The organism is Streptomyces sp. NBC_01176 (assembly GCF_045039825.1).
Classification (GTDB): domain Bacteria; phylum Actinomycetota; class Actinomycetes; order Streptomycetales; family Streptomycetaceae; genus Streptomyces.
Genome location: NZ_CP108600.1, coordinates 4221548 through 4233746, shown reverse-complemented (window position 1 = coordinate 4233746; position 12199 = coordinate 4221548). Strand labels below are relative to the sequence as shown.

General features: G+C 71.0%; 7 protein-coding genes. 3 read left to right on the top strand and 4 right to left on the bottom strand.

Annotated features, from left to right (window positions below):
- Positions 1-11 precede the first annotated feature (11 nt).
- Both OG199_RS18060 and OG199_RS18055 read right to left on the bottom strand, forming a co-directional pair.
- Positions 12-2030, bottom strand: coding sequence for a glycosyltransferase family 2 protein (locus tag OG199_RS18060; RefSeq protein WP_405830313.1), 2019 nt, complete (start codon positions 2028-2030; stop codon positions 12-14).
- Positions 2031-2187: 157 nt separating this feature from the next.
- Positions 2188-4185: a glycosyltransferase family 2 protein gene (locus tag OG199_RS18055; protein WP_405830311.1), complete on the bottom strand. Its 1998-nt coding sequence runs from the start codon at positions 4183-4185 to the stop codon at positions 2188-2190.
- 471 nt (positions 4186-4656) lie between these two features.
- On the opposite strand from OG199_RS18055, the gene OG199_RS18050 reads away from it, so the two are divergent.
- Together OG199_RS18050 and OG199_RS18045 are read left to right on the top strand one after the other, a co-directional pair.
- Complete coding sequence (locus OG199_RS18050; protein ID WP_405830309.1) at positions 4657-6294, top strand: succinic semialdehyde dehydrogenase; 1638 nt, start codon at positions 4657-4659, stop codon at positions 6292-6294.
- Positions 6295-6496: 202 nt separating this feature from the next.
- Positions 6497-8242 (top strand): GMC oxidoreductase, encoded by a 1746-nt coding sequence (locus OG199_RS18045; RefSeq protein WP_401805688.1) that lies wholly within the window; start codon positions 6497-6499, stop codon positions 8240-8242.
- A 226-nt stretch (positions 8243-8468) separates the two neighbouring features.
- Here the strand turns inward: OG199_RS18045 and OG199_RS18040 are convergent, their stop codons facing one another.
- The gene (locus OG199_RS18040) at positions 8469-9494 is read right to left on the bottom strand and encodes an LPXTG cell wall anchor domain-containing protein (protein ID WP_401805529.1); all 1026 of its coding nucleotides are present in this window, start codon (positions 9492-9494) and stop codon (positions 8469-8471) included.
- A 214-nt stretch (positions 9495-9708) separates the two neighbouring features.
- On the opposite strand from OG199_RS18040, the gene OG199_RS18035 reads away from it, so the two are divergent.
- Complete coding sequence (locus tag OG199_RS18035) at positions 9709-10914, top strand: hypothetical protein (protein ID WP_405830307.1); 1206 nt, start codon at positions 9709-9711, stop codon at positions 10912-10914.
- Positions 10915-11584: 670 nt separating this feature from the next.
- Here OG199_RS18035 and OG199_RS18030 read toward each other — a convergent pair.
- Entirely contained in the window at positions 11585-11878 is a 294-nt protein-coding gene (locus OG199_RS18030) for a chorismate mutase (protein ID WP_356801328.1), read from the bottom strand.
- Positions 11879-12199: the final 321 nt, after the last annotated feature.

Genomic DNA, 12199 nt, shown 5'->3' with positions numbered 1-12199 from the left:
GCCGCCGCCCGTCACGGCTTCATTCTGGCGACGACGGCTCTGGCCAGGTTCGTCTTCGCCACCTGCAACGCGAAGTCCGCCGCGCCGGGTACCGCCTTCGCGTACCAGGGCAGTCCCCGGCGGCGCCACTTCGCCGGCACGGACTTCCTGGGGAAGGCCGGCAGGGGCGACGACCACGGGCCGAGGCGGAGGCGGCCGGTCCACTCGCCGGCGGGGAGCTGTGTGACCGGCACCCGTACGGTGAAGGTGCCGTCGGCCGCGGGACGGCCGGCCTCGAAGGACACGGTCGTGCCGCGCCCGTCGTCCAGAACGGCCCGCAGCGCGCCCTCCGGATGGGCGGCGAGCGTGCACCGCCCGGTGAATTCCAGCTCGGTGGGGGCACCGGGAGCCCAGCGGACGCCGTCCAGCCGGAGGCGGGACAGCACGTCGTGCTTCTTCTCGCCGATGTCGAGGGTGAAGTTGCCGTGCGGGTTGGTCGTGTAGAGCGTCAGCGCCCGCATGCCCGGGGCCGCGCCCGCCCGGTCGTCCTCGCCGGTGCCGACGACCCGTGTGCTCGCCTTGCCGGAGACGTCGGCGGCCCGCTTGCTGCCGACGCGGACTTCCCGGGTCACGCCCTGTGCGCCGACCGCCAGCGACAGGTCCCAGAGACCGTCGCCGAGGGGCTGCCCGCCGGCGGCGGTGGCGATGTCCACGCGGGCTTCGAACCCGGCCAGTTCGTACGCGTACCGCCCCGCGTCCGCGTCGGCGCCCAGGCCCGGCGTGGCGGTGTGCGCGACGGGCAGCCGGAACTCCCGTCCGCTGTCGCGCTCGCGCAGCACGAGATGGGTGGAGACGTCGGTCGTCTCCACGCGGTGCAGGTAGGCGTGGCCCGCCAGATGCAGCGTGCCGTCGCGCAGTTCGGCGCGCGAGACGTGGTGGCGTACGCCGAGCTGGCGGGTGACGTCGTAGCAGGCATCGGGGACGCCACGAGCCGGATCGCGCAGGAAGGGGTAGCGGGCGTAGGCCCGGCCGCCGTCGACGAGGACGGGGGTGGCCGCCTTGTCGCCGGACAACTCCTGCTCGAAGCGCACCAGTTCGAGCACCTCGTCGAGCATCCGGTTCTGTACGAGGTGCAGCCGCAGCCGGGCCATCGCGGAGAGCCGGTCGTTCATGCCCTCGTGCCACAGCGGGGCGACGATCTCGGCCAGCTCGGCGAGGGACTTCTCCTGCTGGACGCGGGGCTCGTGCACCAGGTGGCTGTCGAGGAGATGCGCCACGTCGACGGTGAGGTGCCGGTGGGCCAGGTGGTCGCGGCCGGCTCCGGCGGGCACGTTCTCCAGCAACAGGTCGACCATGCCGGAAAGGAACCGCAGCCGCGGCTCCGAACCCTTCGTGCGCACCGTGATGTTGCCGCCGTCGTCGCGCAGGGTGCAGTAGAGGCAGTCGTAGCCGGCGATCACGGAGACGCCCGACGCGTGCAGGTACGCCCGGGCCACGAACGGCTGGTCCTCGCCGACGGGCATACCGGTGGGGAACCGGAGCCCGTGCCGCTCCAGCAGGTCGCGGCGGAAGAGCTTCAACGGGTTGAGAGCCCAGTAGACACGGGAGGAGAAGACATCGGTCTTCGGCTGGTCGCGCCCGAACATGGACATGGGCAGGCCGCGTCCGCCCACGCCGATCATCTTCCCGAGCACGATGTCGGTGCCGTTCTCCTCGGCCATGGCGACCATGCGTTCCAGGGCCTCGGGGCCCAGGTGGTCGTCGGCGTCCAGGAAGAAGACGAACCTGCCGCGGGCGAGGTCGAGTCCGGCGTTGCGGGGTGCCGCGGGGCCGCCCGAGTTCTCCTGGTGGACGACACGGACCAGGCCCGGGAACTCGCCCGCGAGACGTTCGAGTTCCTCGGCCGTGCCGTCGGTCGAACCGTCGTTGACCGCGAGGACTTCCAACGCGTCCCGCCCGATGGTCTGTTCGGCCACGGAGGTGACGGAGCGTGTGACATAGGGCATCGCATTGTAGGCGGCGATGATCACAGATACGGTCGGCCCGGACATGGTCGTGCTCTCCCCGTGATGAAGGGTGCCCCGTGGTCCGGGTCGCACCGTCTGCTGCTCGTGGAACCGCCCGCGGGGCATCACACCGACTGGGCGTACTTGTCTCCTCAGGGCCTCGGCCGGCCCGCTTTCCGCAGGGCTCGGCCGGCCCGTTCCCTCAGGGCCTGAGCCGGCCCGCGACCGCCTTGACGAGGTCGGTCCTGCCGACCCGCAGCGCGAACCGCTCGGCTCCGCCGGACAGCGGCTTGGCGTACCAAGGGGTGCCCCGGCGGCGCCACTTGGCCACGGCCAGGTTCTTCGGGAGTGGCGGAAGGGCCACGGACCAGCCGGAGAGCCGCAGTTGCCCGCTCCAGACCCCCGCGGGGAGGTCGGTGGCCGGCACCCGCGCGGTGAAGGTGTCGCCGTGCGGGGTGCGGACGGCGGGGAAGACGGCCGTCGCGCCTCCGTCGCAGGTGAGCACCAGCTCCAGCGGCCCGTCCGGGTAGACGCCCAGCGTCCACCGGCCGGAGATCAGCAGCTCGGTGGGGGTGCTGGCGTTCCAACGGGCCTGCGCGAGCTTCAGGTGTGACAGCACCCGGTGCTTCTGCTCGCCCAGGTCCAGCGTGAAGTTGCCGTGCGGCTTGGTGGTGTAGAGGGTGACGGCGCGGATGCCCCCGGCGGTGTCCACGAGACGGCTGTCGGCCGCGCCGGGCACGTCCTCGCCCCGCTTGCTGCCGATCCGTACCTCACGCGAGAGCCCCTGGGCCCCGACCGCCAGGGAGATGTCCCACAGCCCGTCGTCGAGCGGCGCCGCGCCGGCGGCGGTGTCGATGTCGACGGAGACCTCGAATCCCGCCCTGTCGTACGTGTACCGGCCGTCGTCCTCGTACGCGCCCAGCCCCGGGGTGGCGGTGTGCGTGACCGGGAGGCGGTGCTCCGCCCCGCTCTCGCGTTCGCGCAGCACCAGCTCGGTGGTGACGTCCTCGGTCGCCACACGGTGCAGGTACGCGTAACCGGTCAGGCGCAGTACGGTGCCGCGCAGTTCGGCGCGGGAGACGTGGTGCCGGGTACCGACCTGGCCGGTGACGTCGTAGCAGTCGTCGGGGACGGCGTGCGCCGGGTCCCGGAAGAAGGGGTACCGGGCGTAGGCACGGCCCTTGTCGACGACCAGCGGGGTGGCCACGCCGGACTTCTTCGACTCCTCCTCGAAACGGTCGAGTTCGAGGAGTTCCTGGGCCATGCCCCGCTGGACGAGGTGGAGGCGGAGCCAGGCCATCGCGGAGAGCTCCTCGCGCAGGCCGTCGTGGAGCAGCGGGGTGATGATTTCGGTGAGACGGGCCAGGGTCTCGCGCCGCTGCTCGCGGGACTCCAGTCCGAGGTGGCGGTGGACGAGCGACCGCACCTCGACCGTGAGGTGGCGGTGCGCCATGCGGTCGCGGCCGGGACCGGGCGGGACGTTGTCGGTGATGAGGTCGACCATGCGGGCGAGGTAGCGCAGACGGGGCTCGGAACCCGAGGTGGTCGCGGTGATGTTGTTGCCGTCGTCCCGCAGGAGCCAGAAGACGCAGTCGTAGTCGGCGACCACGGAGATCCCCGAGGCGTGGAGATAGGCGGAGGCCACGAAGGGCTGGTCCTCGCCCGTGGGCAGATCGGTCGGGAAGCGCAGCCCGTGCCGTTCCACCAGGTCGCGGCGGAACAGCTTCATCGGGCTGAGGGTCCAGTAGACGCGGGAGGTGAAGACGTCGGTCTTCGGCTCGTTGCGCCGGAACATCGACGTGGGTGCCTCGCGTCCGCCGACGCCGACCATCTTGCCGAGGACGACGTCGGTGCCGTTCTGCTCGGCCATGGCGACCATGCGTTCCAGGGCCTCGGGGCCCAGGTGGTCGTCGGCGTCCAGGAAGAAGACGAACTCGCCGCGGGCGAGGTCGAGTCCGGCGTTGCGGGGTGCCGCGGGGCCGCCCGAGTTCTCCTGGCGGACGATGCGCAGAAGGCCGGGGTGCACGCCCGCGAGTCGGTCGAGTTCGGCCGCGGTGCCGTCCGTCGAGCCGTCGTCGACGACGATGACTTCCAGCCGTTCCGTGCCGATGGTCTGCTCGGCGACGGAGGAAATCGTGCGCGTCACGTAGGGCATGGCGTTGTATGCCGCGATGATCACCGAAACGGTGGGCGTGGCCATCTTCACGTTCTCCAAGCAGGGTGGGGCACCCCCCGGTTCTCTGGCATGGCCTTGGCCATGTGCGGAGGTGCGCGCCATTTTCGGGAATACGTGCCGACTGTCCTGTGAAGATACCGTGAGCTGCTTATGCCTTCAAGGTAAGAGTGAGGTTAAGAAATCGTCGCAGGGCGGGGCGAATAATGCCCCGATGTCTATTTTGCAATCTATTCATCCAGGGTGGGCCTCTCCTGTCCGTCGGCAGGGAAGAGTGCCGGGAAACCGGCCGCCGAGAGGACGTCCCAGGGTGCGGCGGCTCCTGATCGGAGGCTACGCTCCCCTTCCTCGCGGCGACGGGGGTGAGGCGGGTGCGTCCCGAACAACGCCCTGATCAGCGCATTCGCTGCCAGTGCTCACTGGCGTGGTGTGTGCACCCCGTGAAAGCGGGTTACCAACGGGTACCCAAAGCCCTCGCGCCGTCATACCCTGCGCTTCATGACGGACTCGCAGGCCCCGGAAATCATCGGTACGGACCAGCCGGAAAAGACCGGCACCAACCCCCTCGCCCCCGCCCCCGCGGGCGCCCGCACCGCTGCCGACGTGGTCACGCCCGAGCTGGTCGCGCAGCTCACCAAGGGTGTCGTCGGCTCCGGACGCACGGCCAATCACACCCCGTTCACCGGTGAGAAGCTGGCCGACCTGCCCGAGTCCACCCCCGAGGACGTCGCCATGGCCTTCGAGCGGGCCCGCAAGGCGCAGACGGTCTGGGGCGCCACCCCGGTGCGGCAGCGCGCCGCCGTCCTGCTGCGTTTCCACGACCTGGTGCTCGCGCGGCAGGCCGAGGTACTGGACCTCATCCAGCTGGAGACGGGCAAGGCCCGGCTGCACGCGCACGAGGAGGTGCAGGCCGTCGTCGTGGCCGCGCGCCACTACGGCCGCAAGGCACCGGCGTACCTGCGCCCCAAGCGGCACGCCGGTGCAATGCCCACCCTCACCAAGGTCACCGAGCTGCGGCACCCGCGCGGTGTCGTCGGTCAGATCGCGCCCTGGAACTACCCGCTCGAACTCTCCGTCGGTGACGCGCTTCCCGCGTTCGTCGCGGGCAACGCGGTCGTCATGAAGCCCGACACCGAGACCTGCCTCACCGCGCTCTGGGCGCGCGACCTGCTGATCGAGGCCGGGCTGCCCGCCGAGGTCTTCCAGGTGGTCATCGGAGACGGTCCGGTCGTCGGACCCGAGGTCGTCAAGCACGCCGACTACGTCTCCTTCACCGGGTCCACTCGTACCGGCCGGGAGGTCGCCCAAGGTGCCGCGGCCCGTCTCGTGGGCGTCTCCCTCGAACTCGGCGGCAAGAACGCCATGGTGGTCCTCGAGGACGCCGACATCGACAAGGCCGCCGCGGGCGCCGTCCGCGCCTGCTTCTCCTCCGCGGGACAACTCTGCATCTCGATCGAGCGGTTGTACGTCCACGAGTCCGTCGCCGACGTGTTCGCGGAGCGTTTCGCCGCCCGCACCAGGGCCATGCGGCTCGGCACCTCCCTCGCCTACGGGGCCGACATGGGCTCGCTGGTGGGGGAGCGGCAACTGGAGACCGTGACCCGGCACGTGGAGGAAGCGGTCGCGAAGGGGGCGAGGGTCCTCGCCGGAGGCGTCGCCCGTCCCGACGTCGGCCCCTACTTCTACGAGCCCACCATCCTCGACGGCGTCGAGGCGCCCATGGCCGTCTGCAACGAGGAGACCTTCGGGCCGGTGGTCTCCCTGTACCGCTTCAGGACGGAGGACGAGGTCGTCGAACTGGCCAACTCCACCGCGTACGGGCTCAACTCCTCCGTCTGGACGAAGGACGGCCGGCGCGGACGCGCGGTCGCGGCCCGGCTGCGCACCGGCACCGTGAACGTCAACGAGGGCTACGCGCCCGCGTACGGCAGCGTCCAGTCGCCCATGGGCGGCATGAAGGACTCGGGGCTCGGCCGGCGCCACGGCTCCGAGGGCATCCTCAAGTACACCGAGGCGCAGACCGTCGCCCAGCAGCGGCTGCTGCCGATGGCGCCGTCGCTCGGGATGGACGACGAGAAGTACGCGGCGTTCATGAGCCGGAGCCTCCAGGTCATGAAGGCGCTGCGGCTTCGCTAGTGCCGCACAGGCACCGGTTCCGGCCTTTTCGCGCGTCCGTACCCGTTCTCGACGAGGAGAGCAGCACGTGGCACACGAGAACTCCGCCCAGGAACAGCACGACGACTCCCCGCACGACTCGGCGCACGACTCCGCGCACGGCGACGCGCACGACTCGGCGCACGGCGACGCGCACGACTCGGCGTACGACTACGACGTCCTCGTGGTCGGCTCCGGGTTCGGCGGTTCCGTCACGGCCCTGCGCCTGACGGAGAAGGGCTACCGCGTCGGAGTGCTGGAAGCCGGACGTCGCTTCACCCGCGACACGCTGCCGAAGAACTCCTGGGACATCAGGAACTACCTCTGGGCCCCACCGCTCGGCATGTACGGCATCCAGCGCATCCATCTGCTGGGCAACGTCATGGTGCTGGCGGGTGCGGGCGTCGGCGGCGGCTCCCTCAACTACGCCAACACCCTCTACGTACCGCCGAAGGCCTTCTTCGACGACCCGCAGTGGAAGGACATCACCGACTGGCAGGAGGAGTTGGAGCCGTACTACGACCAGGCCCGGCGCATGCTCGGCGTACGGCTCAACCCGACGATGACCCCGTCCGACGTCCACCTCAAGGCGGCCGCGCAGCGGATGGGCGTCGGTGACACCTTCCACATGGCACCGGTCGGTGTCTTCTTCGGGGACGGGCAGGACGCGGACGGCACGGCCGAGGCCGGGCCCGGCGGCGAGGTCGCGGACCCCTACTTCGGCGGTGCCGGACCCGACCGCAAGGCGTGCACCGAGTGCGGTGAGTGCATGACCGGCTGCCGGCACGGTGCGAAGAACACCCTCAACGAGAACTACCTGTACCTGGCCGAGAAGGCGGGCGCGGTCGTGCACCCGATGACGACCGCCGTGTCCGTCACCGACGACTCGCGCGGCGGGTACGCCGTCGCCACCCTGCCCACGGACGGCAAACGCAAGGGCGCGGGCCGGATGTTCACGGCGCGTCGGGTCGTGATCGCCGCCGGTACGTACGGCACGCAGACCCTGCTGCACCGCATGAAGGCGGGCGGCCAACTGCCCCGCCTGTCGCCGAGGCTGGGTGAGCTGACCCGCACCAACTCGGAGGCGCTGGTGGGCGCGCAGACGGACAACCGCCGGTACCGCAGGGCCACCGGTGCGCCGAAGGTCGACTTCACCCGGGGCGTCGCCATCACGTCCTCGATCCATCCCGACGAGAACACGCACATCGAACCGGTCCGCTACGGCCGGGGATCGAACTCGATGGGCAGTCTCTCCATCCTCCAGGTCCCGTACGCGGAGGGCTCGTCGAGGGCTCTGGGCTGGCTGGCGAACGCCCTGCGGCACCCGCTGCTGGTGGCCCGTTCGCTCTCCAACCGGCACTGGTCGGAGCGGACCATCATCGGCCTGGTGATGCAGTCGCTCGACAACTCGCTGACGACCTACCTGAAGCCGAAGGGCGCGGGCAAGGGCCTGTTGACCGCCCGTCAGGGGCACGGGGCGCCCAACCCCAAGCAGATCAAGGCGGCTTCGCAGGCCGCCTCCACCATCGCCGCCGAGATCAACGGCTTCGCCGGCAGCAACGTGGGTGAGCTGATGGGCACGCCGCTGACCGCGCACTTCCTGGGCGGCTGCCCGATCGGCGCGAGTGCCGACGAGGGGGTGATCGACGCGTACCACCGGCTGTACGGCCACCCGGGGATCTCGGTGGTCGACGGCGCCGCCGTCTCCGCGAACCTGGGCGTCAACCCGTCGCTCACCATCACCGCCCAGGCCGAGCGCGCGATGTCGTACTGGCCCAACAAGGGGGAGGCGGACCCGCGCCCGGCGCAGGGAGCCGCGTACGAACGGCTGAAGCCGGTCGAGCCCCTACGGCCCGCCGTCCCCGCGGACGCCTTCGGCGCTCTGCGGCTGCCGTTCCTGGGGATGCCGACGGTGCCGCGGAAGAAGTAGGGCGGGGCCGGCCCCGCCGGCCGCGGGGAGAAGCGGCCAGAGGCAGGCGGGCGCGGGAAGACGCCGGCCGGCGCGGGAACGCGAAGAGGGACCTGTGCCCCCCTCCGAGCCCAGGTCCCTCTTCTTGCACGTGTACGAGTTCCTGTACCGAGTTCCAGTACCGGGTTCCTGTACGTGTACTGCTGGGAGGCGTGCCGCCTACGCGGTCCGTCTCCCGTGTACCGCCTTACGCGGCCGCGCCACCCGACTTGCGACGGCGCACCGTGAACACCGCACCGGCACCCGCGACGACGGCGATACCGCCCACGAGCGCGATCGTCGGCAGGGCGGACGAGGAACCGGTCGAGGCGAGGCTGCCGGTGGCCGGGATCTCGTCGGCGCCACCCTGCGGCTTCGTGCCGCCGGACGGCTTGTCGCCCTTGCCCGGCTTGGCCTCGCCCGGGTCCTCGTTGCTGCTGCCGGCCGCGAGCACGGTGAGCTCGTAGAACGCGAAGGAGCTGTGGACGCAGTCCTTCTCCTGGTCCACGTAACCGCCCAGGCCGAGGGCGTAGCCGTCGCCGGCCGGCGCCTTCGAGCTGATGTTGACACGCAGCTTGATGGCGACCGTCTGCTTGCCGCCCAGCGTGGTTTCACCGAAGTAGATGCCGTTGCCGACCTCGTCCGCGATGGACTCCCACGACTTGTTCGTGGGGTTGAAGTACTCGAGCTGGGCGTACGTGCTCAGCCAGTCGTTCTCGTCGTCGCTGTCCGAGTAGTTGTCGACCGTGGCGAGCCACTGGACCTGACCGAGGTCCTGGTCGCTGTGGTTGGCCGCGGAGAGCGTGAAGTTGTGCCAGCCGCTGCCCGCGACGATCTTGCCGGGCAGCCCGGAGACGGCCAGCGACAGCTGGGAGCCGGCGTCCACACCGTCGTCGTCGACGGGGCAGTCCTCCGTCGGCCACGCCGACGGCTCCGCGGACTGCGACGGAGTCGCGGACGCGGACGGCTTGCCGGACTCGCTCGCGCTGGCGCTGGCGCTCGCACTGCCGCTCGGAGCCGGAGCGGAACTGCTCGCGGACTCGGAGGTGCTCGGCGCGGGGGCGGAGTCGCTCGGCGACGCGGACGCGGACGCGGGGGCGCTCGTGGACTCGGACACCGTCGCGGTCGGGGAGGAGCTGCCGTCCGACGCGAACGCGGCCGGCGCCGAAAGCAGTGCCAGTGGAGCTATGGCTGCCGTCGCGGCCGCTACGGCCATGGCACGGCGAAGCTTCATGAAGACCTCAAAAAGTCCGGTGTACCGCGACACCGCGGTACGCGTATGGGTGAGGCCTCCGCGTGTGGGGCGCGGGTGTGGCCGTTGGTTCAGCAGGTGTGACCCGTGGAACCTGCGAAGGGTTGTGCTGTCTTTCACACAATCCTTATGTGTGCTGGGTCACATGTGAGTACGGCTTGTGGACACCCGTTCCATCCGCTTAGAACTGACCCTCGTGTCTGAGAAGCAGCCCGAAAGGGCAGGTGAGCCCGAGCGGCCGGAGGAGCCCTCCGTTCCCGACGAGGTGTGGGAGCGGTTCATCCGCGACTCCGAGCGGGACATCCGGGCCTCGGCCCCCAAGGAGCCGTCCGCCCGCGCTCGCATGGTGACCGAACGGCTGCGGCAACAGGAGGCCCGGGGAGTCGAACCGCAGGGATGGCGGACCGGGCCCGCCTGGCAGGAGATGCGGAAGGCGGAGGGCCGCACGGCCCGGCGCCGACGGCTGTGGGCGATCTTCGGCGTCCCCGTCGCGGCCGCCGTGGCGCTGGTGGCCGTACGGCCGTCGCTGCTGCCCGGCGATCCCTTCGGAACTTCTTCCGGCAGCTCCTCCTCCGGACGGACGTCGTCCGACGGCGGGGCACCCGTCGCCGAGCTGCCCGCCGAGACCGTGGCCCCGACCGCCGCGCCCTCGAACGTCCCGCCCGGCACACCCACCCTCGACCGGCCGTTCGCCGGATCACCCGCCGAGCGGTACGCCGACGGCGCGGCGGGCATCGTCGTGCCGGAGGCGAAACCGGTCGGCCCGCTCACCAAGGAGCAGGTCGCCAGGGCGCTGCGGCAGACCAAGGCGCTGCTCGTCGGCGCGAACATCGACCGGAAGGCGCTGCTCGGCGGCCGTCCGACGAGCGCGCTCGCCCTTCTCGACCCCCAGCAGCCGAAGATGGTCGACGACGTGAACAGCTGGCTGCGCAAGCCGGACGTGAAACACGATCCGCTCTGGCTCTTCAGCCGGTTCGACCCGCACGAGGTGCGGCTCGTCGGGGACGTGGTCAAGACCCGCGGCCGTATGACCTTCAAGGCGGGCACCCGCGCGTCCGTCGTCATCCACGCCGACTACACCTTCGTCTATCCGCTGGCCCAGGCGGACGGGGACTCGACCGAGGTGGCCCGCACCATCGTGCGCCGCGTCCTCGACATCGAGGTCTCCGACCCGACGAAGTACCAGGTCACCCCGGGCAAGCTGGCGCTCCTGGCCTACGACGAGGATCTCTCGAACTCGGCCTGCTTCGTCTACGACGGTTTCCTGCACCCGCAGTTCGACTCCGCCGCCCCGACGGGGGCGACGCCCAGCGGACCCGCGGTCGATCCGTACGACCGGAGCCGGCCCCTTCATCACTCCGACTCCGACTCCGCGTCCTGCGGATCGGTCTCCCGGACCTGAGCGGTTCGGTCTGCGGGACCTGAGCCGGAGGACACCCGGACGCACGCGCGAAGGGCCCCGCGGGACGGAAGCCGCGGGGCCCTTCTGCGTCAGCACCGACGTCAGGGCGGCGCCGGTGCCTGGGGCGCGGCGCCGGAGGGGGTGCGCCGCGGGTCATGGAGGAGGTCGTTCGTCCACGGGGACATGGAGCTGGAGCTGGGGTTGCGGCAGGAGCCGGGACCTTGGGACGCAGGGGGTGGGGACCTTCTTCGGGTGGGGTCCGTCGAAGGGGTTCGGTTCCGCCGGCCGGTCGGACGATTGCGCCGGTCGGCCCCGGGCGTCCCCGGAGCCGACCGTTCTCTTGAGTGACCGGGCCGCTGTCCCCTGCCGTCCGGTCACACCCCTGGGGCGAGGTCCCACGACGTACGGCACGATCCGTACGTCTCACCGCCCCAGCGGAGCCACGCGTGGTTGTTTCGGGCCCGCCCCTGGCTGGCACGGACACCGGGACCAACGAAGCCCGTCGCGCCCCGGTCACGCGCCGTACGGGTGAGACGGCATGCGTACGTGCGTACGCGGCGTGACGGGGTGCACGGGACGGACCGGGCGCCTGGGACACGAGCCCCCGTACGGGATCCGAGCCGTGCACGGGAGTACGAGCCGTGCACGGGACACGGGCCGTGCACGGGATTCAGATGCGGCCGCGGCACAGCTCCAGCAGGGTCATGGCCAGCGCCGTGCCCGGCTTGCCCAACGCCTCCCGGTAGCGGCCGAGGACCTCCATCTCGCGGGAGAGGTTCACGCGCCGGCCACCGGAGTCGATCCGGGCCTTCTGGATCACCGCGGAGACCGCCATGCGTTCCTGGACGAGGCCGATGATCCGGTCGTCGAGGGCGTCGACGCGGTCACGGGCGTCGGTGATCACGTCGGCGGCCTCGTCGGTGCGGGCGCCGGTCCTGTCGAGTACGTCGGCTGCGTCGGCCATGGTGGGGCTCCTTCAGTTCTGTGGAAGGGGTGCCCCGGGCGGTCCGGCCCGGAAACGGCAGACGCCCCGGGCCTTGTCGGCCCGGGGCGCCTGGGGAGTCGCTTGTCAGTTGCTCAAGCAGCACGACCATGGCAGCCGGTGGGCCGGTTGCCATAGGTAAACGCGAAGGTGTGATGCGTGAGCATGGGACCAGTATGCCCGCGCGTCCGGAACGGGCCAATCGGGTTCGGATACTGAGACAGCCGTCCGTATCCAGGCGCGGGTGGGCGAGGACTGCTCCAGCCCGACCGGAACCACCCAGCGCGCGCCCGCGCATCCAGC

Coding starts and splice junctions, on each gene's coding strand:
- OG199_RS18060 (WP_405830313.1), bottom strand. CDS start 2,030: ATGTCCGGGCCGACCGTATCTGTGATCATCGCCGCCTACAATGCGATG.
- OG199_RS18055 (WP_405830311.1), bottom strand. CDS start 4,185: ATGGCCACGCCCACCGTTTCGGTGATCATCGCGGCATACAACGCCATG.
- OG199_RS18050 (WP_405830309.1), top strand. CDS start 4,657: ATGACGGACTCGCAGGCCCCGGAAATCATCGGTACGGACCAGCCGGAA.
- OG199_RS18040 (WP_401805529.1), bottom strand. CDS start 9,494: ATGAAGCTTCGCCGTGCCATGGCCGTAGCGGCCGCGACGGCAGCCATA.
- OG199_RS18030 (WP_356801328.1), bottom strand. CDS start 11,878: ATGGCCGACGCAGCCGACGTACTCGACAGGACCGGCGCCCGCACCGAC.